This is a genomic window from Parapedobacter sp. GCM10030251, from assembly GCF_042666505.1.
In the GTDB taxonomy this organism is placed as follows: domain Bacteria; phylum Bacteroidota; class Bacteroidia; order Sphingobacteriales; family Sphingobacteriaceae; genus Parapedobacter.
Window position 1 is genome coordinate 365722 of record NZ_JBHTDN010000002.1, and the last position, 26230, is coordinate 391951.

Below are 26230 nucleotides of genomic sequence, written 5' to 3' on the forward strand. Positions count from 1 at the left end.
CGGGGTACCCTGCTTTCACGGTATCTCTTTCATGATTTCACGCCAATCATTTATACCGATGATCGCCTTATACGGCTCGAAAATTTCATCTTCCCGTTCCGTCCCAGCTGCTTGATAAACATGCCACACGGGCTTTCTTCCTCCCGGATCCTCCTCGTCATCCGGAAACCTTCGCAGGCCGATCCGCAGGCCGAACTCATTCCGATTGTCTATCCAGTTATGCCATTGTATGGCGTCAATACCGTCCAAACGCGCAAGCTTTTTCCATGCATAGGCAAGCCCTGCTGCCTGTTCCTGCAAATCTTTTTCCTCGTAAGTACGTGAGTTTGTTCCGTTTTCCGACAGCCAAAGCATACGCTTATTTGTTTTCATATACCAATTCTCGGGTCGCTTGATCCAATCGTCCAGCACTTCCAGATTTTTGAAGGTTACCAAAGGGCTTCTTGGGCTGAATGTTGCCTGACTATCGTTCCACGTCTTAGGTTCATTCAAATCTTCGGGATACGGATGGTAGGCCAAACCCCATCGGAAGTCGCCCTCGGCTGTTGAATACTGCAAAAGTCCGTTTATCATATCGAGGGTGGCATAATCCCCTCCGGGAGCTTTGGTTACCCACGAATGGGTAAACGAAGCCAGTACTTCCGTGTGCGCGTTGTAAGCTTTTGCAATGTTGTAGCAAACCCGCATCGACTTATAATAGTTATCTAAATACACGAATAGCGGTCTGCCCTTTCCCATGTTAGTCCATGTACTGCCCGCATCGACCTCGTTATGCATGATCCAGTGATGGATCCTTCCGTAAGGGCTGCCAGGTTGGCAATAGCGACCGGCCAGAAAATCGAGTGCCGCGGCGTAACAGCGTAAGCTTTCGGCATTATCCAGTCTCGGCATCGTAAAAAATGCATCGTCGGTATAGTGTTCATGCTCCAATAGCTCGCCCACCGATGGGTCCGCACATTCGGAAGCCTTTTGTACCAAAATAATCGCCGACACGATAATGTTTCTTGCCGCCGCGACACGGAAGGTCTGATCCAGCTCATCGATTTTCTTTCTGTCGAAATAGAAAGATTTGCCTCCGTATTCATGGACATACGTGTCCGGTCGTGCATCTAAGTAGATAAAACTGGTGATGGGTACATTGACGGTTACGCTGCCTATCGGCAGGTCATCAAGATCTTCAACAAATCCCCGGCTGGCAGAAAATCCACCCAGCCCTTTTTTATGAGCAAGCGACTGAACGGGAAGATTCCATTGTGCTTCAATCTGGGTTGCATACCGGGCATGTGAAAGCAAGTCGTCTTTTGTGCTTCCTTCTCTTATAACTGCCCACGCCGAAAGCGCCCTATCATACCGAAATCCATCCCGCTCTACGTAACGCGCCAGAGACAGAACAAACTGCGATCCTTCAAGCGAATAGGTATAGGTGAATTTCGTAACGCGACTAAGTTGTTGATAAGGAGTCACCTCCGCGAGCATAACCGGTTCACCGGCAGGGGCAACCCCGCGTATGGCGATGGTTTCTCCTTCAACAGAAACGTCTACGATTGAGGCTGGGTAGGTTCGATTCAGATAGGCCATGATCTCCTGATTTAACGCCTCGTCATCCTGCCGGAACAGTTCCCGCTCTCTTGCCGATTTTTCTTCCGCCTCATTTCGTTTGCGAAGCCTGAGATTCCGGATATGCACGGCGACATTTTGCTCATTACCAAAATCCAATCTCAAAAAGTCGCCTACGTTTCCCCAGTTAAATTCTTTGATTTGGTCACCTAAATCAATAGCCAACATTTTCCACGAAGAAGAAGCGGCGATCTCCGCGGTTTTCAACGACCGTTCTTCATTAATCGGCGCGCCAAGGAACACCTGTAAATGGTGAAGTGGCGAAGTGGCTTTATACTCCAAACTAAGCACCAAGTCCCCTTCACCGCGTTGATGGGTGAGCGGCGATAGAAGTATATAAGGGTCTGTTCCTGTCGTTCGTATTTCATATTGATGTTGGCCTATGGCTTTTACATCTAGTTGGTTGGCAGTCTCTTCGTCAAATGATAGATAGCGGACTTGCTCAACGACGGGAGGCGATTCGGGTTGCTTTCCTTTGCATGCTAGAAAAACAACTAAACCGAGAAAAAATAAGACCACCCTGAATAAGACCTTATCCATCATTGCGATAGCTAATCCGAATGTCAAGCGACCGTATTCCTGCAAAGCAATTTTCGTGAGAGTTAACACACAAAGTGGTCACATTAAGCGGCATAATTGGTAAGTAATCGTACACGATCTATCTGTTATTTGGTTTACAACTAACAAATGTAATCATAAATAAACGGCCGGCAACCCGCTCCATACTGAGGCAACCCGTACCGTCCTGAAAGATGGAAAGCGGAACGAACAGGATGGGACAGGTTACTACGGTATGGTGCGGGTTGCGGCACTAGTATTCGTTACTACCTTTGCGGGCTATAAACCCGTATTATATGAATGAGAACTTTTACGAACCATGAAAGAGGCCACCACCGACGTGTTTAGCCTCTCAACTATTAGTTAAGCTAGCCGCGCAGATTCCAACGCAATTGAAGTTATCAAGAAATATCTCAAATGCTTCCGAATTAAAATAAGCTAGGTTTATTCAAGGGTATCCTTCATTCCTAAGAATCAATTACGGAAAGCAGAACTTAAAATTCCCTGGAACGAGTAAGGTATTTCAGTGAACAAATATGAAGCAAATTATTCATCCAACTAATTTTAACTAGGTAATTATGTTTAAACGCTTTCGAAACATAAAAAATTCGTGGCTATTATCTGTTTTCGTTCTCGCCTTTGTTTTGGCCCCCTTTGCGCTGGTTGCGCAGCAGGGATTGAACATCCGAGGAACCGTGAGCGACGAACAAGGCCCACTTGCTGGCGTGACCGTCAGCATCAAACACAAGCGTACGGCTGCTTCCACCGATGCCCAAGGCAATTTTTTGGTGGAGGGAGCAAGTGTAGGAGACACTTTGTTATTCCGCATTGTAGGCTATATCGATCAAGAGGTCCCAATAAACAATGCCGCTTTCTTAAAGATTTTATTAGAATCGGACAACGTCGGTTTGGATGAAGTCGTGGTTGTCGGCTATGGTACGCAGAAAAAAGTGTCGGTAACCGCCGCGATTTCAACGATCGAGACCAAAGAATTGAAGCAGAGTCCATCAGCGAACCTGTCCTCCGCATTGGCAGGGCGCTTACCTGGCCTGACGGCCTTGCAATCGTCCGGACAGCCGGGCGCGGATGTGGTTAATCTTTACCTGCGTGGAGCGGGCACGTTGAATGATGCGTCGCCACTGATACTGATCGATGGAGTGCCCCGTTCAAATATCAGCAAACTGGATCCAAATGAGGTTGCATCGGTTAGCATTCTGAAAGACGCTTCCGCCACAGCCGTGTTCGGTGTGCGGGGGGCAAACGGCGTGATTTTGATTACCACCCGCCGGGGTCAACCGGGTAAATCGGAACTCAGCGTTTCATTTGATCAAAGTATTCAGAAGTTTTTGGTAAAAGCCGACCGCCTCCACTCCTGGGAGTTTGCGCAGCTGCGTAATCAGGCCTTTCTAAATACGAATCCAGATGCCTCCGAGGATCAGATGCCGTTTACGCAGTATATGATCGATATGTACAAGAGCGGCGAAGACCCGGTATTTTTTCCCGACCGCGATGTATTTCACGATTACTTTCGCGACTGGGCGCCGCAGACCCGGGCGAATGCCAATTTTAACGGAGGTGGAGAACGGTTTACCTACTTCTTAAATGCGGGTTATATCGGACAAGGCGGTAATTTTAAGACCGAACCGGAAAGCTCGCTTGGCTACGATCCCAGTTATCGCATGGACCGCTATAACTTCCGCGGCAACATTGACTACAGCATCGCCAAAAACTTAAAGGCCTCACTCAATATCGCCACGTATTTGGAGAAGATGAATACGCCCCAAACCCTAGATTTGTTCGGCGGTAATGTAGCCGGAATGGTGCAGAACATGATCGCCTATACGTGGGCAACACCGCCCACGGATCCGGGGCCGTTGACGATGCCGGGTTATGGCGTCCCGATCAACGAAGTGGTGGCTCAGTCGGGACAGGATCGGAATACGTATGGTGAAATTAACCGCCGGGGCTACCGGCAGGAAACCACCAATATGCTGAACTCATCGCTGACTTTGGACTGGGGACTGGACTTTATCACCAAAGGGTTGTCTGCCAAGGGAATGATTGCTTTCGATAGCCAAGCAAGCACCGTTTTGCAAGGGGTACGTTCATTAGACACCTATTCATTTTACGTGGCACGGAGTGCGGATGAAACCAGTGGATATAGCCCCATCATTTCCAATTCGGATGCTGCTATCCGGTTAAACAAGGGGATGCAGACACGTTATTATGTCAACTATCAGGCATCTTTGAATTACGCGCGGGCATTCGGGCGCCACAATGTCGGCGGGATGCTACTGGGTCAACGCGATAACTGGGATGTGTACGATCCGCAGCTGCCATACAATATTGTCGGATTGGTGGCACGCGCTACTTACGATTATGACAACCGCTATCTGGCTGAATTCAATTTCGGTTATAACGGATCGGAACAGTTTGCCCCGAATAATCGCTTCGGTTCCTTTCCTGCATTTTCCGTAGGTTGGGTAGCCAGCAATGAACGGTTTCTGACTGACAACCCCGTTGTAACCAATCTGAAACTTCGCGCCTCCCACGGGCTTACCGGAAACGATAAATTGGGCAATGACCGCTTCCTTTACCAAAGCTTTATCAATATCGGCGGTGGTATATTCCCAACCCTGGGCCGCGGACAGAGCATCGTGCAAGGCCGGATGGGCAACGAATTCATCCAATGGGAGAAGTCGCGGAAGACTAACCTAGGGCTTGATCTGGAACTGATCAATAGCCTGTCCTTAACGGTGGATTTCTTTAAGGAACACCGGGACAAGATTTTGATTAGCCGCAGCACCATCCCCGCCTTACAGGGCGTTCCACTGGGTAACATTCCAAAAGTCAATATCGGGGTGGTGGATAATAAAGGTTTTGAATCGGAGTTGACCTACCGAAAGCGCCTGAATCAGGACTTTTCTTTCTTGGTGAAGGGTAACTTCGCGTACAATAAAAACACGATCGTTTATGCAGACGAAGTGAAGCTTGGTAACGATTATGTATATCCATATCGACGTACCGGGTTTAGCATTGGCCAACAATTCGGCTATAAGATCGACTACAGCAACGGAAACGGTTACATCAATACTCCCGAAGAGCTGGCCAGTTTACCGGATTACCAAATGGGTGGTACGCCTCGACTTGGCGACTTCAAATACGTAGATGTAAACGGAGATGGCATAATCAATGATCGCGACATGGTACCCATTGGCTATCCAAACATACCTCGCGTTACCTACGGCCTGGCTGGTTCGATAACATACAAAAGTTTCGATATTTCATTTCTGTTTACCGGCGTCGGACAGAGCCATAATTACCGGAATGATTGGGGCGTTACGGAAGTCGGCTTAGTTGGATTCTACAGCGGTTGGCACCGGCAAGCGTGGACACCTGAACGCTATGCCAACGGTGAGGCCATCCGCTATCCGGCCCTGGCGATGGGTAACGGCGTAAGCCAGGTCAGGAACAATGTATTTATCATGGATCGCTCGTTCCTCCGGCTGAAAAACGCCGAGATCGGTTATAACTTACCACAACGGTTGCTCAATCCGATACGGGTACAGCAACTTCGGGCCTATGTTAATGGAAACAACTTATTAACTTTCAAAAAGTTACCCATAGATACGGTCGACCCGGAACAGACCGATGCATTGGTGTATCCATTGACCATGATGATCAATTTTGGCCTTAATGTGACTTTTTAACACTAACTCTAGCACGATATGAAAATACAACGTTTAATAGCCCTCATATTGCCATTGGTTCTGTTTGTGACAAGCTGTACCGACGTATTGGATATGGCGCCTGATGGCAACATGCAAATGGACGAAGTGCTGGCCGACCCAAATAAGGTGGAAGGCTTACTAAATCAATGTTATGCAAATATTCCTCAGAAAGGATATTCATATTGGTTTTTTGAATCAGCTGTCGTAGCATCCAGTGATGACGGATGGACATCCGACGACGGCCAAGGTTTGATCGCGGGGAACTATTACCAGGATAATAACTCTGCGAGCAGCCACGTGATGTGGAATAATGACGACGGACACGGTGGAGGCAACAATCAGTACTGGAACCGGTTTTGGCAACAAATCCGGCTATGCTCACAGTTTATTGAGGTGATTGACAAGGCTGCTGTCAACAATGAAGCAGACCGCGGCCGATTCAAGGCGGAGGCACGACTGCTACGTGCGTTCTTTTATATGGAGTTGGTCAAGTGGTTCGGTAAGCTACCCATTCTGGATGCGACTGTCCCGTTTGATGCCGATTTTTCGACACTCACCCGCTCCTCGGTTTACGATGTCGCTAAATTCATTATGTTGGATTGCGACGCAGCCCTGGCCGAACCCAATCTTCCCTGGCGGATCGACAATGCCAATGATGCAGGGCGCGTGACCAAGGCGCTGGCGCTGGCACTCAAAACCAAGGCGATGCTTTTTGCTGCGAGCCCGCTTCATAACGAAGGGCAGAATCATTGGGAAGAAGCGTACCAAGTTGCGAAAGATGCGGTTTCTAAATTGAAGGCAAACGGGTATGCGCTGTTTACCGAAACCACCCAACCCGGGGTATTCGGCACCGGACCCGCAGCTGCTTTTCGCCAACTGGTGTGTCAAAACGCAGATTATTCGGCTACGCCGCGTGATAAGGAAACCCTCTACCAAGCCCGGAGCGGAAGTGTCTTCGTATGGCATATAGGCTACATCGGCAGTAACATGCCTAACACATACAAAGCCGGTGTTGCTCCAACCCAAGAGCTGATCGATGCATTTGAAACCATCGACGGTGAACCCATCTTGAACCTTAGCAAGCCTTACCTGGATGAGCGGCATTTGCAGCCAAACTACAATCCAAACTCGATGTATGATCCCAATAACCCCTATGCAAACCGGGATCCGCGGTTAGCTCAGACGGCGCTTTACAATGGCAGCACCATACTATTCGACAATCAAACTGTTGAAGTGCAAACTTACACGGGAGGTCCGCATGCGCCGAGTTTTGACATTACGAACCGGTCCGCATCCCGCACCGGTTATTATCACGCCAAAATGGTTACCCCCGGGGCAAGCCAGACCAATCAAATCAACAATTCAAATTGGAAATACTATCGACTTGGCGAGACCTTGCTGGACTTAGCAGAAGCGGCAGCTGAGGCGAACCACCTGGATGAAGCCCGGGCCGCAGCAAATGAAGTGCGCGCACGCTCAGGCATGCCCGGACTCTCTTCAGCGCTCACTAAAGAAGAACTCATTCTTCGCATACGTAATGAACGTCGCGTGGAATTAGCGTGGGAAGAACAACGGTATTTCGATGTACGTCGTTGGGAAAGCCCCGATGGAGACCTGAGCGAAACCGCCAAGTGGCTCACGGCGATGGTCATCACCAAAAATGGCGATGGTAGCTTTACCTACAACCGCCGCAACATCTCGACCAACCCACGAGGTGGCTGGCAAAACCGCGATCTGCTATTGCCCATCCCGCTTAATGAAGCGTCTACACTCGAATCAGTGACAGGTCAGAGATGGCAAAATCCAGGATGGTAATTTCAATGATTTATGACTAAGATGGAGAAATATATAAAATACATTGCGCTATACATCTGCTTGATCACGTCTGCGTCACTGTATGCACAGGAGACAAGCGAAGCGCAAAGCCGGGTCGTTAACGAATATAACCAACCCATACAAGGGGCAACGCTTGTGACCGAAGATGGTGATCACCAATCGATCACGTCAAAGGACGGCACCTTTAACTTGACCTTTAATGACGTTAATCAATACGTAGTGATAGCTGCCCCTGGTTATCAAAACATACGTATCCGCGTTGACGAGATCGCTGAAGGACGTGATATCGTGTTAACTTTCGATCCGCACAACCAAGGCGGATCGGTAAATTTTGGTTACCAGACGTACACTCGCGAGTCCCTTACCGGAGCGGTGTCTTCGGTAGCGGGAAGCGTATTGGATAAAGCACCGACCAACGTGCTCTCTGAGACTTACGCCGGTCGATTACCGGGATTGACGGTGGTATCCAATATTTCTGAATTGACCTTCTTTGGCTATGGAAATCTGTCCAAGGCCATTCGGGGATATTCCTCAGTCAACGGCAACGATCCGCTCATCATCATTGACGGGGTAATCGCACCCACGCAATACATCGAGTTTATTTCACCGAAGGAGATCGAGAGTATCTCGGTATTGAAAGATGCTTCGGCGACGGCAGCCTACGGCATTCAAGGTGCTACCGGTGTGATTGTCATCACCACCAAACGCGGTTTCACCGGCAAGTTAAATGTGGAAGGATATGCTGATCATTCCTTTCAGCAAATGACCAGGCGTCCCTTGTTTGTTAACTCAGCACGGTATGCCGAATTGCGCAATGAGGCGGGCGAACGGGATGGCTTGGGTACCTACTCCCAGTTTTCTCAAGAAGATATCGACCTGTTTCGTTCAGGAAGTGACATAGGCTATCCGAATACGAACTGGTTCGATGAATATGTGAAGGACTTTGTCATGCGACAGCGTGTGGGAGTAAACGTTTCCGGAGGAACGGACAGATTCAAGTACTATTCGAACCTAAGCTTCCTGAACCAGGGAGAGCCTTTCATCATCACCGATGAGCCAGGCCGGAAATACGATCCAACACCGCGTGTCAACATCGGTAATTTCCGCACCAATATGGACGTTAAGTTCAATAAGTACCTTTCGGGCTACATGCGCCTCACCGGAAACATCAAAAAGGAAAAATTAGCCGGGGCTACCATGGGGTGGAACGTTTATAGTCAGATTTTCAACCAGCCCCCCACGATGTTTGGTCCGTTATCGCCCGTTCTTGAAGGCGACCCGGATTTGAGTAATCAGGTGGTAACAGTCGAGGGCTTGGACAATCCCGTATATGGCACCCTAAATCGATCAGGTTATAACAGCGTGGTAGAAACCAATGTGATCGCACAAACAGGGTTGAAACTCGATCTGGGATTCCTAACAAAAGGACTGTCGGCAAGTGGGGGCATGGCGTATCAAACGTACGTACGGAATGAAACCGCTACCACGCAGAGTTACAGACGTGTACTTCGGGGAAGTGATTTTTCAGTACTTGATAATTTCACGCCGTACAAAACTTTTGAAAATACCCCACTCGCGTATGGCAAGGGTTCCGTGTTTTTCTATTACCTGAATTTACTGGGACGACTAGATTATAACCGTCGCTTTGGTGATCACAGCATCGATGCATCCGCTCATACGTATTACCTAAAGCAGGAAAAGGAGTCTAACGGAACGAGCAATGCGGTATTGCCGTATATGAGGCAAAATTTCGGAATATCAGCCTTATACGGATACAAAGACCGTTATTTCCTGAAAGCCGACCTGGGATATTCCGGTTCAGAACAGTTTCATCCCGATAACCGTTACTCCGCTACGCCAGCCATTTCAGGCGCCTGGATTGCATCCAAAGAAGATTTCCTTAAATCGAATGTCTTAACGTTACTGAAACTTCGGGCTTCTTACGGAGTTACCGCTAATGACCAACTAGGTGCGGCACGATTCCTCTACTTAGACAACATCCGTTCCAACGGATCCGAGTTGGAACGAGGCAACCCAGCGTTGGAGGCAGAGCGAATTGAAAAGCTGAACTTAGGCATCAATATCGGCTTGCTAAACATGTTTACGATCGAAGCTGATTATTTCACGCATAAAGTTGATAATATGCTGATTAATAGCAGCGCCAGACTTCCGGAATACCAAGGGATACCACTCAATTATTATCCGAAGTTGAACGATGGAGTAATGGAAAACAAAGGCTTTGAACTCTCGTTGGGTTTCAATAAGCATATTACCCAAGACTTCTCGGTATTTGCGCAGGCTAACTTCATGCAGGCGAAGAACAAGGTCATAAACATCAACGAAGCCTCTGCTGGCGAGGATTTCGCCTATCCGTATCGCACCCAAGGGTTTTCCTTAGGTCAGCTTTGGGGGTACCGGATTGACTACAGCAATGGCAACGGCATGTTCAATTCATTGGAAGAATTGGAAAACTCGGGGCTGACCTACGCTTTCGGGTCGCCGCGCTTGGGCGATTTCATCTATCAGGACCTAAATAACGACGGCGTGATCAATGAAGAAGATCTGGCTCCAATGGGATATTCCCGTTTGCCTCAGCAGGAGTATAGCCTTGTCGGTGGTTTCACTTGGAAAAATTGGGACATGTCTTTCCTCCTTCATGGAGTTAACCGGAGTTCGCAGTTTCTGAGCGGCACAGGTGCCTATGAAAATCTGGGCAGGGGCATTTTCAATGACATTCATCTGAATGCATGGACTCCCGAAAGGTATGCAGCTGGTGAAACCATCACCTATCCAGCATTATCGTTATCGCCATCAACAAACCATCAAAATAATGACTACTTCTTGAGCAGCCGTTCTTATCTACGATTACGCAATGTGGAAGTCGCCTATACACTGCCGAGCAACCTCTCGCAGAGAATCCGCTCGGAAGGGATAAGGGTGTCCCTAAATGTGCAAAATCTTTTTACAATTGACAATATGCGGTCGAAATACGTCGATCCGGAAATCGGAAGCATGAGCACATTCCAACCCTACCGCGTATTTAACATTGGTTTAAGTGCAAACTTCTAAAATCTTTGAGAATGAAGACTAGTATTTTAAGAATCGTTGCTCTTGTTATCGGACTCTTCAGCTTCGAATCCTGTGCAGACCTGGATTTGCCTTCCGACGGAAGAATGACCCTGAAAGACATGTTTAGCAACTATCAACGCACGAGAAATTATTTCAACGCTTGCCGTTCTTACCTCCCTCAGGTCGGATTTACGTATAACCAAACTCCACTCGCATCATTTAGTGACGAGGCTCATGATGCCAGCGACGGCGTGAATGGCAGCGTAAACGACTGGTATAATAACCGGGCTTCCTCCACCAACAATCCGGTGGCGGGAGACTACTCTTGGGCACATTATTTTCAAGCGATAAGAAAATGCAACACCTTTCTGGCAAGCATCAACGACCCAACTATCGCGACAGCCGTAATCGATGAAGACGAGAAAAATGGATGGATCGGCGAAGTATTGGTCTTGCGGGCCTATTACTACCTGCAGCTGATCAAACGTTTTGGGGGTGTCCCCTTGATCAGCACGCCTTATGAGGTGACGCACGACTTTTCGCAAGATCGACGCGCCACCTTCGAAGAATGTGCGGATTTTATTATCGCCGACTGTGATGCCGCATTGGCTATTCCTGAAAGTGGAAAGCCCACCGTTGGCTTTCGTTGGGATATCAGTGATAATGAAAGGGAAACCATTACGCGTGCATTCGCCTATGCCGTAAAATCTCAAACAGCACTGTACGCCGCAAGCCCGCTATGGTATACATCGGGAAGCAAGTATACTTGGGAAAAGGCCACGGAAATCACCAAAGAAGCGCTCGACCAATGCCTTGCGCATGGTTTCCGGCTGTTTAATACCACGCCGCCGGCGGACATAGCACAGAACGCTTACGCATACTACTTTATCCTCCGTTCAGACCCAAGTCGCTCTGTGGACAAGGAAACGATTTTCGAAACCACCACGGCACGGACCAACGTGTGGAAATGGGCCGGTACCCCGATAACCCAAGGTGCAGAAAAAGCGGGTGCTGGTCCTTCACAGGAACTGGTAGACGCCTATGGGATGCAAGCCACAGGAGAAATGCCAATACTCGGCTATTCCGATCCCCAACACCTCCAGCCGATTATTAATACCGGATCGGGCTACGACCCCAACCATCCCTATGAGGGCCGTGATCCCCGTTTTTATGCATCGATTTATTATAACAATTCGCCCCGCTCCCTCACTTCGGGAAATATGGAGAAGGATCTGATTCCCTTAACTTTTATTGATCCGAAAAACAACGTCTCAACGGCCTCAAGCGGCGACGAATTTACGATCACAACCACTGGGAGTGATCCATGGATAACGACCACGCAACTGAATGAAGCCCTTCCTGCTGGTGAAAAACGTTTGATTACCTTTGAGTACAAAAGCAATAAAACAATCACCGACGCTGAATTCTTTTATTGCGTAGCGGGCGGACCGCAAGGCGGGGTTTCGTCCGGCCAGAATATCGTCATTGAACAGGCGTCCGAATGGAAACGGTTTGAGTTTGACCTTTCATCGGCGATTTCCAACTTTGGCTTCGGTGTCAATGCCAATGGCGGCCAAGAGCCAGCTCGTCATTTTCTTCGATTTGACCCTACCGGTGGCGATGGGTACGAACTTACCGTTCGAAACTTCCGTATCGAGAGCTTCACGCCGCCGCCTGCAGCAACACCTGTAGAGACCTTTGTAGGTGGCAATAGCGCGATTTCCAGCAATATCACGGAGACCCGTTTTACGCGCACCGGTTATTACTTACGTAAATTCAACAATTACCGATCAAATGTCAATGTCGATGCAGATGGATTGATGAAGATTTTCAGACTGGGTGAGCTCTACCTAAACTTTGCGGAAGCGGCCTATCAATCGGTAGGACCGGATGTAGCGGTTGAATCGAAAGCCAGCGGTGCAGGTGCACTGTCTGCCAGGGAAGCGCTGAATCTGATCAGGGCACGTGTGAATATGCCTGCACTGCCCGCCGGATTAACTCCTGCCGAATTTGGAGTACGCTATCGAAATGAACGCCAGGTTGAACTTGCTTTTGAGGAGCACCGGTTTTTTGATGTCCGCCGATGGAAGATCCTAAATGAAACTGACAAGTTCGTAACCGGTATGCGCATTGTAAAGGACGGTGACAACTTCATCTACAATCGGATTAAACTGCAGGATCGAAATACCCACACGGACAAATACCTGCTGCAGCCAATCAGTCAGTCGGAAGTTTCAAAAATGGCGTCTTATACAGGTGTAAATTGGCAAAATCCAGGTTGGTGATAGATGCCCCATGGCCGTCCATGGGGCATCGGAGCGTTGTTGGTTAATATTACAGGGCATTAGTTAGAAAGGAGAGAAATGAAACAGAATAACACGGTAATATGGGCAGTTTGCCTGCTATCGTTAGTTTTCACCACCTGCTCGTCAAGAATGAAGCGGAGCACGCCAGAAGCGATGTCTTCCATGCGGTATCTCGAGAACGACCGGATAAAACTGGGAATAGACCTCGATCTGGGTGGAGCCGTTACCTTCCTCTCCGATCAAAAGAATGGCGGGCAGAACATGATCAACAGCGCGGATTGGGGACGCCAAATACAGCTTTCCTTTTATAGTGGGCCCTGGCCTTACGTCGGTCCGAACGGAGAAACACCCGCCCCCGAGTGGGCTGGCTTAGGATGGAATCCCATTCAGTCGGGCGATGCGGGAGGCAACCGGTCGAAACTGATTTCTTTTGAAAAACGAGGTAACAACGCTTTTTTCGTTCGCAGTACCCCCATGCAATGGCCTCATAAGTCGGGTATTGCCGGAGAATGTGAATTTGAATGCCTCTATACACTGGAAGACAATGTGATTACCTTGGAAGCCGCCATCGTAAATAAGCGGACGGATAAAACGCAGTACCGTGCATGTGCACAGGAAATGCCAGCGGTATACACCAATGGCCCCTGGTATAAGGTCGTTACCTACCTCGGCGATAAACCGTTTACCGGCGAGCCCACCACCACGGTCGTTGATAAGGGAGATTGGAAAGGATGGCCTTGGGTGCATTTCTATACGCCAGAGAACTGGGTAGCATTACTTGACGAACAAGGGTATGGCATCGGCGTATTTCAACCTGAAGTGATGACCTTCAATGGCGGTTTCCATCCCAATGATGAGCATAAAGGAATTGGCGGCGAAAAGGATGCGCCAACCGGACATATCGCACCGATTGGCAAGCAGATTCTCGACCATAACATCCGCTGGTCTTATAAAACGTCGCTGGTATTGGGTACACTGGAAGACATCCGTGGCTACGCGAAAGCAAATTGGGAAGTGGTACCGCATCCCACATGGAGTTTCCAAGATTCGCGGCACAGTTGGTATTATGAAGGTGATATGAATGACTCCGGTTTTCCCATACGAAAGGAGTTGGATATCCGATTCAAGGACAACGCAGCTTTAGTAAGTCCGGTAACATTCTGGGAAGCCGCCGAAACACCTTTCTTGGAAATAGACGGCGCTTTTAATACGGCCGACGGCGAACTATCGCTGTCGGTAGAAATCCAGCCGCTGAGTAAATCCGATTTTACGGATTGGCTGAATTGGAGTGATGGCGAGCACGATGTAGAGACCGAAAAACAACAGAAAGCAGCTGAGTTCCCGGCTAAGCAACCCGTTTCCGTCACGCAAACCATCCTCGCTGACGGCAAGCATCGCACATACCGCATCCATCTGGCAAAATCAGCAGCGTATCGCGGCGCGATGAAAAGCATGAAAATCGCTTTTTCAAACGAAGGATCGGCAAAAATTACCAAGATCGGACTTGGGGATTAATTTTTAGAATCGCATTTTTAAGAACTATGAGGTACGTTATTTCTATTTTTTTGCTGCATGTATGTCTGGTTTCCTTGGCCATTGATATTACACCGGTCAATCTACGTGCGGAATATAAGCGCAATCCTTTTTTAGATGACCGATCTCCACGTCTGAGCTGGGAACTGGTATCCAAAAAATACAACCAATATCAATCGGCGTATCAGCTGATCGTTGCCTCCTCAAAGGAAAAGCTCGACAAAAATGAAGGTGACATATGGGATACCGGAAAAATACGTTCGTCGGAAACCAATCAAATCGCATATCAGGGCACTGAACTTCAATCGCGACAACAAGTCTGGTGGAAAGTGCGCGTCTGGGATGCAAATGACCGGGCAAGTAAATGGAGTGAGGCCAATTTCTGGGAAATGGGGTTATTGACTCCCACTGATTGGAAGGCCAAATGGATCGGTTATGATCTCAACGGTTTAGCGAAGCCAGGAAAGTATCATTTGCCGCCCTCGCCTTACCTTCGGAAAGAAGCCCGAGTTACCAAAAAAATTCAGTCAGCCAGGTTATATATCAGCTCGCTCGGACTGCACGAGTTTTATGTGAACGGGAATAAAATAGGACGGGACTATTTCGCGTCCGGATGGACGGATTATAATAAAAGGGTTTATTACAATGTTTATGACGTAACCGCTCATGTGAAGCCGGGTGTTAACGTGTTTGGAGCGATATTGTCCGACGGCTGGTATTCAGGATACCTGGGGTATGCGCTATTGGTAGGCACCAAGCAAGTACGAGGGTACTACGGCGACTTCCCGCTGCTAAAGGCACAGGTAGAGCTTACCTACGATGACGGAAGCCAACAAGTCATCTCGACCGACGGCGACTGGAAAGCATCAACGGGTGCCATTCTCGAGTCGGATTTCCTGCAAGGCGAAACCTACGACGCGACTAAAGAAAAGCGCGGGTGGAATAAACCTGATTTCGACGACAGCGGCTGGCAGCATGTCCAGGTGATTGACGAAAAAGCAAACCGGGCAATTCAGCTTTACCCAAGCCATCCGGTACAGGTAATCAAAGAACTACCGATAAAATCAATCAATCGGCTTCAAAATGGCAAGTATATCGTTGATTTCGGTCAGAACTTTGCGGGAGTCATCCGGTTAAAAATAAAAGGGAAACCCAACGACACACTGGTATTCAGGTACGGAGAGATGTTACACCCCGACGGTACGTTAGTCACCGAAAACCTGAGAACCGCTAGAGCAACCGATACATATATCGTCGGCGGAGATCATCAGGAAGAAGTGTGGAGCCCTCGTTTTACGTTCCATGGATTTCAGTTTGTGGAGGTTTCTGGGTTATCAGAGGAACCGGACAGCGATTTCCTGGTGGGGTTAGCGATGAGTTCCAATCTGGAAACCGCCGGACACCTCGAAACGGACAACAGCCTACTGAACCAAATTTACAGCAACATTATCTGGACGCAGCGGGCTAATTACCTCGATGTGCCTACCGATTGCCCTCAGCGCGACGAGCGGTTAGGGTGGACTGCAGATGCGCAGGTTTACATTCGCTCAGCGACCTACAACAACGATATTGCGGTGTTCCACACGAAATGGATCCAAGATCTGAATGACTCGCAATGGCCAAACGGAGCTTTTCCGGTGTATGCACCCATGCCCGTGGATGCTAACGGCAAAGCCGCAATACGGGCATCCGACACCTTCTCGCCGGGCTGGTCAGAAGCCGGAATCATCTGCACTTACGAAATCTTCAATACCTACAACGATACCCGGATTGTCCAGAAGTCTTTGCCTTACATGGTTAAGTTTATGGACTTCCTGAAGAGCCGGGCGGATGACGACGGCCTTATACGGGAAGGAAGTTTTGATGACATCAGTCCGAAGGGCGGTTTTGGCGATTGGTTGTCAGTGGGAAAAAAAACCAGCCCCGACCTGCTGGCAGCAATGTATTATTTTCATTGCGCGCGAATGATGGAAGAAATGTGTGCTGCCGTTCATGACACCCAGCTAGCCAATACCTACGGAAAACTTGCCTTGTCTATCAAAAAAGCCATCAAGCGTCACTACATGGAAGATGGTAAATTTAAAGTCGACGCTGCCTACTACGGTGATGGCCAAGGATATGTGGAGGGTCAGCACGGCTTTGCAGGTCATACCCAAACCGCTTATGCAAATGCCCTATATATGCGATTGCTTGATGAAGAGGATCTCCACGTTGCGGGCGCCTTCCTTCGCGAACTCGTCGAGAAAAATAATGACCGGTTGACAACAGGCTTTTTAGGGTTTAAGCCCCTGCTACCAGCCCTGTCAGCGTCGGGCTCGTCCGACAAGGCCTATAAACTTCTCACAAGCACGGAGTATCCGTCTTTGGGCTATGAGGTGGTAAATGGCGCTACATCGATCTGGGAAAGATGGGACAGCTATATAAAGGACAAGGGTTTTGTCCACAATGCGGAAATGAATTCGTTCAGCCATTACGCATTTGGTGCCGTAAACGAATGGATGTTCGAAAACATGGTCGGCATAAAATCAATCGAGAGAGGATTTCGCACATTTTGGATTAAACCCGAGATCCCGGCTTCTGATGTGGGATTGACAAAGGTAAAGGGAACGTATCATTCCATCGCCGGACGGATTGAATCAGCGTGGGACTACACCGGAGCGACGAAACGCCATTCCTTTGAAATCCCCGTAAATACCACCGCTTATTTTTATGTGGAAGCACCATCGCCCGATCACGTTTACATAAACGGAAAATCGGCTACCGCCAGTAATTTGATTCAAAACATTGAGCGAACCGATAAAGGATTTACCATAAAGCTTGGCTCAGGTAAATATAAAGTAACGATCAACGAATGATCTCCGATAAAATCATCGTTGGAAATACATTTAAACAGAAAAAAATGAATACGCGGTTCAAAGTCCTTATCCTCATTCTAACGTTTGCGGGGTCTTTTCATCCGGCCAAATCAGAAGTCATAATTCTGACGTCCGATCAGCAACTTTACGATCTAATGGACCCGGACAAAAAAATCGATATGTCGTTGGGGCACACGCGCTCCCTACGGAGTTTGCGTGAGGTTTGCGAAGGGGGGCAAAAGCGTGGGGATAAGGAACTGATTATAGCCTTTGATGAATTTTTCAGACAATATCGTCCTCAAGCAGGTACCGAACGGCGGTTAACGCCGGATATGGACGAATATGTGGATAAGATCAAATTCATCAGCGACTTCGCAAAAAAATATGGGATGGGTATTTGCTTGAGCCTTCTTAGTCCGCTTGAGCTCGGACCGGCCTACAAAAATCAAACGCAGGAAGCCGGAAGATGGCTGGGTTACAAGGTGGGGTTGCGTAATTCTTCTGATGGTAAGTTCAGTATCTCGATGTGGCAACAACTTTTCTGGACCAACAATAAAGGGAAATTCCGTGTCACCCTAAAAGGGATCAAGGCTTATGCATTCAAAGAGAGACCGATTAAATCATCCCATCACATCGCGGTCAATCCCGACGACATCATCGAAATAAAGGGGATTAACTATGAAGCGAGTGATACGATAGACGTTGGCGGTGGCGGATACGGCATCAAGAATGATCCGGCCGATATGATTTACCCGGTCAGAAACCTACGGGTTTATTACGACGGACCCAAACAGTTGGAAGGCTATGATCGCGTGATGGTTTTGTTGGAATACGAGACGCCGGAGATGGATTATTTCAGTGAGCAGGCCCCAGGCTTCCTGAACGGTCTGATCGATAAATACAAGAAAAAAGGAGTAAACCTGACTGCCTTTTATTCCGACGAGATGCATATACAGCAGGATTGGGTCTATTTTTCACATCACGAAGGCGGGCAGTTTAATACACGTTTTTTGACGAAAGGTTTTTCCCAGCAATACCAGAAAAAATACGATCAGCCGTTTGACGACAAGTACATGCTCTATTTTGTGTACGGAGCCCCCTATTATCAAGCCACCGCTTCCGCGGTACGCAACGTCCAATACGTAATGGGCGAAAAACCGGAAGACATCCACCGTACCTATTTGTTAAGAGACCGCTACTACAAAATGCTTAACCATGGGGTGGTCGATCTCTTTAAGCATGCGAAAGATTATGCCGAACAGTTGTTTAATCGGGAGATGCCGACAAGTGCGCATTCATCATGGGCTGAAAGCCCGACCATCGACTTATGGGATGTGGAAAAGCTCCATGACAATGCCTATAAGTACGAATACACGTCAAATTTTGTATGGGGCAATACGGTACACCAAGCCGCAGCTGCATGCTATGATTATTTCAAATGGGGAGAATATCTCCAACCAACGGGAAATGATTTTGCGGAATGCGGATGGGGAGACCGCAATTATTACGGCGCAGCAATGGGCACTTCCATTGGCGTAATCAATAAATATCCGAACGCCTATGCTGCTGCGTGGGGATTCCCCAGCGCCGCACTGCACTGGAAAAACATGCTCAACGAAGCATTTGGCGCTCAGCCTTCGAAGGCGATGAAATTAATGACCGGTAACGTCCATCGGGATATTGAGGTCTTGATCGTATACCCCATGAACCTGGTGGCCGTAGACGAACGATTTGGCAGCTGGATGACGCAATACGGATACGCGAACTACCTGACGGCCGATAAACTCATGGAGCTGGGTAAAGTCTTGCCTGACGGGCAAATTCAGGTAGCAGAAAAGAAATACCGAACGCTTGTAACGCTGTTTGAACCCCTACCGGAAGCAGGACTACTCGACATGATGGATCAGTTTGTGGAAAACGGTGGCAATGTGATTTGGTGCGGCACCCCATCGCTAATCGACAGCAAAGGAGCGGATTGCGCCCAAAAATGGAAAGCCTTATTCGGTGTGGAATACCGGTTTGATGAATACATGGGAGAAATCGCAAGCGGAAAAAAAGTCACATTCGAAAATAGCTTTTCAACGGTACCCTCCCAGGTGATTCTGACCGATTTTTTAGTGGATCGGATATATCCCGTAACCGCCACTTCATCCGCCACTGAGATCCTAGCAAAAGTCGAGGAGAGCCTGGTTGGAACGAAGTTAAAAAAGGGCAAAGGAGCTGCTTACTATTTCGGATTCCGCCCCCGTGACGACCAGTCCGCCAGCCTCGGCTATGAGTCGCGTACACTGTTCGAAATCCTATCCGCCGCAAATGCTTATCCGGCTACGGGTAAATTTCCCGAAAATGATAATCCGACGTACGTATCCCGTACGACCGACTTCTTTGCAACCAAGTTTCCGAATGGCACCACGGCCTTAGTAAAGCATTACCGTACCCATCGCGAAAACTGGGAAGGAGGATTTTCCCGTAATGAAGAAGCCGACGCGAAAGCGTTGGCCGTAAATCCCCTGCCCTCCGATGAACTAGCCATCGAAAATCTCAAAATCAATGGCCACGATATCACGTATCAGGGAAAAATGAATGTGGCCTTCCGCACTGATCCCGCCGGAAAGCTTATTGCGTTTAATGGCGTTCAATGCACAGGCATTGCCATCGACGGCGTTCGCTACAAGTTCAGCAATCACCCGGTTGACATCAGCTATGTCCCGACGGACGCCGATTTACAGGCTTATCAACTTCGTGTGGCGGGCGAAGGCGAAATCGTATTGCCCATTCCTCCGGCCAGCAAAAAAGCCCTTGTCAAAAACGGGAAATCGAATATAAAAAATACCGTAAAAGACGGAAATATCGTACTGAATATCGATCGCGAACTTTCTGGAAAATGGATCGATATTACCTTTAAATAATAATGCAATCATCTCAACAAATCCCCTCTATGGCACGAACATGGCGCCGTTGAGGGGATTTGTTAATCCATTCTTCGATTGCAGCGACACAGGCCGGCCCAGGCAGATTGACGGCAGAGGTGACAATCGATCCGCCGTTTGATTGAAGAGACGTTTGCAAGTGGATAAAACGAAGACGATTAATTAAAAATCTCAAGCTGAACCGGTCCCGTTAACCCCGAAGGGTGCAACGGACTGTCTGCGTTATACGGATTGACAAGGGCCCAAGCGGAACGCTTCGCAGGAGGCAATCTTTGGTCGCCGATCAGTCGGTTAGCCCAGGTGTTTACCACTTTAATTTCGATCGTATTGTCTCCCTTTTTCCACGCCGAAGTGACGTCCAAACGATATGGAGGCGTCCATACACCGCCAACGTCTTGTCCGTTTACCCGCACTTTAGCAACAGCAACTACCGATCCTAAATTGACAAAAACAGGTGCCTTATCGGGAAGATCGATCGTCGAGACGGTCTTCCGGTACCAGGCGGTGCCTGAAAAATGCGCTACAGCGGTATCCGCGATCGATGACCAGTCGGATAAGGTGTCCATATTGAGGGTAAATCTTGTCGAATCCGGACGGATAAAATCGACCTGCCAGTCGCCCTGAATCGGTATTACACGTACAGGTGCGGGGAAATTCTTACCGGAGGCCGCCGGTATGTTATTGACCTTTTTTCGGAATACAATAAAAGCGCTTTCGAAGCGATCCAGTTCCAATGGTACCGTTGTTCCCTGACCCGTATCATCAAATTCCGGCAAATCCCATAATTTGCCGTGGACAGCATTCCAAAGTTCCGGTTGCTTACCGGAGATACGGAACGTTGGACTTAACTTAATTTTGCTATCACTTTGATTGGAAATAAAATAGATATCTCCATCGTGCAGGGTCCGGTGTATGAACACCACGGGGTCCGAATCGTCGAGCTGTACATCCGGCCGCAGATCGGCCCGCGCCAGCACCTCATGCATCGTAAGCCCCTGCAATACCAGCCCCTTTCCGTAAACGTGTTCCTTTTGCCGGATGCCATCTATATCGCCCCATAGCTGGTTAGCCAACGTCTCAACTTCCTTATCGGCTTTGCCGTAATCGGCTAAGCTGGGCGAACGCCGTGGCTTAGGCCCGAGAATAATGCCTCCTTCGTTTACCAACTGCTCGATTTTCCGAAGCAGTTCCGGCCGTATCGTCTCCAATTTTGGCAAAACCAAAACCCGGTACGAAAGGCCATCTGGCAACGTAAACCGGCCGTTCTTCATAGAAACCCGATTTAAAATAACCTCAGCGTTGATGTAGTCAAAGCTGTATCCTTTCGGTAATGCCGGATCCTGCACCCCCGTCATCTTGGGAGCATCTTCGCCGATAAAATAAGCCACATCGGCAACATACCGTCCTTGCTGCAACAAAAAGTTGCAGCGTTTCAGGTAGTCCACGAATAAATCCATATCGTAATACCACGTGTTGAAACGATTAAACTCGTTACCAAACCAAGCATTCACACCCGGCCTTTTATTTTCATAGGGCTGATGGATGTATACGTGAAGTAGCGTATTGTTGATTCCCTCGGCAAAAAACCGGTCACCTCGTTGCTTGAATAAGGCAGGGTAACGGCCAAATGTGTTTCCCGCCGCGGTGAACGACTCGGCAGACACCTTGGTTTTCCCATAAATATGGGCGGCAGAAGAGGCGGCCCGGTTTTCGATGTCGCCCAGTTCGCCCTCGCTCCAGAATTCACCGCCTACTTCGTCCGACTGTCCGCCATATTGCAGAAATTCACCGGGGAAACCCCAATGCCCATAGTTTTCCAACCAAATGGTCAATCCATGTTTATGGCTAACATCCCGCAATCCACCTACATATTCGTAGGCCACTTTATCGGCCACAAATCGCCGGACGTCCCACAGGAATCGATCTGACTGATCCTGGCTGCCCACAACATGCCCATAGAAAACCGGAATATAAGGTGTGGGATCGTATCCGAATGCCTGCTCGAATTTATCTTCAAAGCCATCCGTCCAATTTTGCCCGCCGGTTTCATAGCTATCCTGTACAGCTACCTTGAAAGTTTTCCGATCTTCTTCCGGTATACGACGTAAAATCTCTCCCAGGAATGCATCGAAATGCCGAAGCACATGCTCATGATTCATTTTGTCAACCTCTAAACCGGTGCCTTCGGGACTTGCCGGCGCATTGGTTACGCCGGTGGGAAGCATACCGGTTTGAAGGATGGTCCAGTTCCCTTCCGGAATATCCCACGTCACCTCGCCGGTGGCAGATACCCGTGAAGTGATGTCCCTTACTTCAGCAGGTGACACCGTCAAAAGTGCGTCGTCCGGCTCCGCTTGACGCTCCCATTGGTAATCATGCCAGTATGGCAACGGTGTGGGATGCATGCGTACCAACGATTTCTCTTTGAAGCGCTCCACGCGGGGAGTCGCACTCAATTCAACCTCAACAATACCGGCACTTCCGGCTATCTTGTCAAAAACCAAACGGAATGCGTTACTTTCCACCGCATCGAACGAGACAACTACAGGCGCATAGGGTTCAAATCCTACATTCAGTGCATTGTTGGTACGGTCCAAACGAAACGACTTGATAGGTTCGAACGTACCGTTTTTCATCGCTTCCAAGGTGACGTCAAATCCCATATTGCGTTGCGCTGGATAAATGGCTAGGCTCCGAGCGGTAAACAAGCTGTCGGAAGACGCAGACACGGTCGACGTTGCACCCGATGGCAATACCACCTCCGTGTGATGGTTCTTGTCAAATAAATTTCCCAACAGCTGCCCCTCAAAATCGGCATCTACCTTGGGATGGAGATCCGCGAAGCTTTTACCGTATTCCTTCGGCGTCTTAAATACCAGCGTCTTCAAACGTTGAAAATCTCCCGAAGGTGAACGCAACTTCCCCGCAAACCGCGCCGGACCGGTTACAACCGTATCCGTTGCCGCCAGGTATCGCATCGCTTCATGAGGTTTCACCCAGGGGCCACCCGATTGGCTCCAACCCGGACTGTTAAAAATTCCGATATCGATCCCCAGTTCCGTCGCTGTCTTTAAGGCGGTGTGTAAAATCTCCCACCATTCATCGGTAAAGATTTTGACGTTGCCATAGGATCCGTTAGGTAAATCATTCAACCCGATGTTGCCAATGAATGCCCGGTTAATGCCAACCTCTTTCATCGCTTTAAGGTCATTGACAACGCCCTCCTTGGAGAGATTATCCGAAATCCAATACCAATATACGCTGGTCTGGATGGAATCGGGAGCTTCAACGAAAATATTCTCAAGAGCGTTCCAATCCGCTTTCTGCGAATGTGTTGCGGTGCAGCCCGCGAATATCCATAGGGCCACGAAGCCAAGCAGGGAATATGAAATCTTCATGAATGGTATTTTGTCTATAATTGCCGTAAAGTACGGAAACTCGGGCAACTTGATTGTCCTGTTCCTACCTGCTTATAAGAACCTCATAGGTTCCCGGGCCCAACGGTGGGGAGACTATCCAATCGTTCTGTAAACGGGCCTTTACGGACTTACCATTGATTTTCACACGAGGATTATTTGTCAATTCACCCGGCAATTCGACGACGCCTACGGTGTTGGCCGGCACAACGAGCTGCATGGAATAGGTAGATTGGTCCTGTTTGCAGGAAACTTCAATATTTCCCTTGATCGTGGGCACCTTACAATTTACCCATTTCAATGAACCGATTTGAGGCCGTACACGGAATGTGCGCCATCCAGGCTCCATCGGTTCAACCCCCATCAGTTTCCGTGGAATCACATTGGCAGGAACGGCCCCCCAGACATGATTCCAATCCTGGTTGGGTTTATATTTGTTATCCCAAGCTTCCATGGTAATGGTACTTCCCGCCCGGATCATGTTGTACCAACTCCGATCACTTTGGGAGGTAAGCAGGGAAAGGCCATAATCTGCATCGCCGGCCATATACGTTGCATCCATCAAAAATTGGCTTCCGTACACACTGCATGCCATACCCCGTGAGCGAATGAATGCCATTACCTTATCCCGGTTTTTTGGGGGCACCAAACCAAAAGCCAATGCCATCATGTTGGTGTGCAAAGAAGCATGATCGGTATCGATACCATCGCGGAAAACGCCCATTTGCTTGTCCCATAACAACGATTGAAAGGCATTGTATGTTTCTTGTGCCTTCGTCGCAAACAACTTGGCATCATCCTTCTTGCCAAGGGCATCAGCGATTTCTGCCATATCTTTCAATGCTTTGTAATGAAACGCATTGGCCACGGCGTTGTATGTGGTAAACACAAAACCATCGGTTTCGCCATTGCCAACCATGCCAAAACTTCCCGTATGCGGCCAATCCACAATATCGCGCAGCGAATCGCCCTGATAATGGATGGCCTTCATCAGTGCTTTAGTTTGCTTACCGGTTTTGGTGCTGATTAAACCGTTTGCCTCACGCAAGGGCAACAGGAGTTTAGCCTTCAGGTCGTCGTAATAATAACTCGCCGATCGTAGGTCACCTGTGTACAGGTAATCGTGATAAGCCATCAGTACCGATTGCAGTATCCATTCAGTTGGCCATGTAGCGTTGTGTAATAGGTATTCATGAGACCTACGTGCCATGCTATACTCGTTATCTACGCCATAGTGACACAACTGGTTGATATACGCATCTGCTTCATAGGGAATGCGCTCGCGGTCGCCATCCACATAGATACCTGCAAACGTAGTGGCCTTGACACTGTATTTACAAAGTTCCCAAACTGCATTCAAGACCGAGTCTGAGCTCTCAAAATGAGACGCAAAGTCGTCAAACGGATAGTGCACACTGGAACGGATTACATCCGCTTCTTTTAGCTCCTGATCATACCCCTCCAATTCTACATAACGGAAAGGTAACACTTCCCCGATATAATTGGGCATTTTAATTGCTTGTGGCCCGGTATTGCGTTTGTCCGGTCGAAATTGTAACTGATAGGTATGCGTTCCTTTATTCAGAGACAACGGATATTCCGCATAGCGGATTGTCCCACCGGGCTTACGATTGATGCTACCGTCAGGATGAATAGCTTCTCCTAGCCGAACGGTTACCGCGTCCTTTCCAGTAGCCGAATGAAGTGTCAACCTCAATTGTCCGAATGCAGCCTTGCCGAAGTCGATCTGCGCGATCCCTCCCCTTTTGCGAATTCGTCTGGGGGATTCGTCTGTCTTCTGAAGTGGGTAAAAGGTAGTTTGATAATCCACCAATGTATCGGCCGTCCAAAAATGGCTTACTGGCGACCAAGATGACGGGATTCCGTCTCCGTCCCACACCATAACGGACCATGCATAGCTGGCACGGGGAGATAAGGGAGACCCCGTATACAATATGTTGGTCGATTCACTCGATGCGATCCTTCCCGAGTCCCAGACGTCGCCAACGCCTTTGGCGAGGATATCGGGATTGCTCGACAGAATGATTCGGTACGCGGACTGCCTTGCCGCATGACCAGTTCCTGCAAGCTCCCAGCCTAATACAGGCGTTTTATTGGCAATCTGCACCCGTCTTCCGCGACTACCTTCGAAACCGACGGTTGGATACCCATTGAACACTTGAAAATCGGCTTTATACAAATGATCCACCCGGAGCCGGGACACTTGTAGTTGCTGGGCGTTTAGAGACAGGACAGCGCTCAACAACGGAAAAAGAATAAAAATCTTTAAGTGCGGGGTATTCATTTCAGGTGCTTTTTATAATCCAGCAAAGAAAGCAAACTTGTCAGACTAAGTATCCTGTTCCTACCTGCCTTTCG

Annotated in this window: 10 protein-coding genes; 7 read left to right on the forward strand and 3 right to left on the reverse strand. The window is 48.7% G+C overall.

What is annotated here, in order from left to right; all coding sequences use genetic code 11:
- Positions 1 to 15: 15 nt before the first annotated feature.
- Complete coding sequence (locus ACFQRK_RS07475) at positions 16 to 2226, reverse strand: DUF5722 domain-containing protein (RefSeq protein WP_379005170.1); 2211 nt, start codon at positions 2224 to 2226, stop codon at positions 16 to 18.
- Between the two features lie 527 nt (positions 2227 to 2753).
- On the opposite strand from ACFQRK_RS07475, the gene ACFQRK_RS07480 reads away from it, so the two are divergent.
- The 7 genes from ACFQRK_RS07480 (at position 2754) to ACFQRK_RS07510 (ending at position 20414) form a co-directional block, all read left to right on the forward strand.
- Positions 2754 to 5885 (forward strand): SusC/RagA family TonB-linked outer membrane protein, encoded by a 3132-nt coding sequence (locus ACFQRK_RS07480; RefSeq protein WP_379005171.1) that lies wholly within the window; start codon positions 2754 to 2756, stop codon positions 5883 to 5885.
- An 18-nt stretch (positions 5886 to 5903) separates the two neighbouring features.
- Positions 5904 to 7721 (forward strand): RagB/SusD family nutrient uptake outer membrane protein, encoded by a 1818-nt coding sequence (locus tag ACFQRK_RS07485; RefSeq protein ID WP_379005172.1) that lies wholly within the window; start codon positions 5904 to 5906, stop codon positions 7719 to 7721.
- A gap of 21 nt (positions 7722 to 7742) precedes the next feature.
- Entirely contained in the window at positions 7743 to 10811 is a 3069-nt protein-coding gene (locus ACFQRK_RS07490; RefSeq protein ID WP_379005174.1) for a SusC/RagA family TonB-linked outer membrane protein, read from the forward strand.
- A gap of 11 nt (positions 10812 to 10822) precedes the next feature.
- Positions 10823 to 13096, forward strand: coding sequence for a RagB/SusD family nutrient uptake outer membrane protein (locus ACFQRK_RS07495; protein WP_379005176.1), 2274 nt, complete (start codon positions 10823 to 10825; stop codon positions 13094 to 13096).
- A 78-nt stretch (positions 13097 to 13174) separates the two neighbouring features.
- Positions 13175 to 14632: a hypothetical protein gene (locus ACFQRK_RS07500; RefSeq protein WP_379005178.1), complete on the forward strand. Its 1458-nt coding sequence runs from the start codon at positions 13175 to 13177 to the stop codon at positions 14630 to 14632.
- Between the two features lie 26 nt (positions 14633 to 14658).
- A complete protein-coding gene (locus ACFQRK_RS07505) occupies positions 14659 to 17505 on the forward strand; it encodes a family 78 glycoside hydrolase catalytic domain (RefSeq protein ID WP_379005180.1) in 2847 nt (948 codons plus the stop codon).
- 44 nt (positions 17506 to 17549) lie between these two features.
- Entirely contained in the window at positions 17550 to 20414 is a 2865-nt protein-coding gene (locus ACFQRK_RS07510; protein ID WP_379005182.1) for a hypothetical protein, read from the forward strand.
- Positions 20415 to 20593: 179 nt separating this feature from the next.
- On the opposite strand, the gene ACFQRK_RS07515 is transcribed toward ACFQRK_RS07510, so the two are convergent.
- Together ACFQRK_RS07515 and ACFQRK_RS07520 are read right to left on the reverse strand one after the other, a co-directional pair.
- A complete protein-coding gene (locus ACFQRK_RS07515) occupies positions 20594 to 23833 on the reverse strand; it encodes a glycosyl hydrolase (RefSeq protein ID WP_379005184.1) in 3240 nt (1079 codons plus the stop codon).
- A gap of 64 nt (positions 23834 to 23897) precedes the next feature.
- A complete protein-coding gene (locus ACFQRK_RS07520; RefSeq protein WP_379005186.1) occupies positions 23898 to 26156 on the reverse strand; it encodes a family 78 glycoside hydrolase catalytic domain in 2259 nt (752 codons plus the stop codon).
- Positions 26157 to 26230 lie beyond the last annotated feature (74 nt).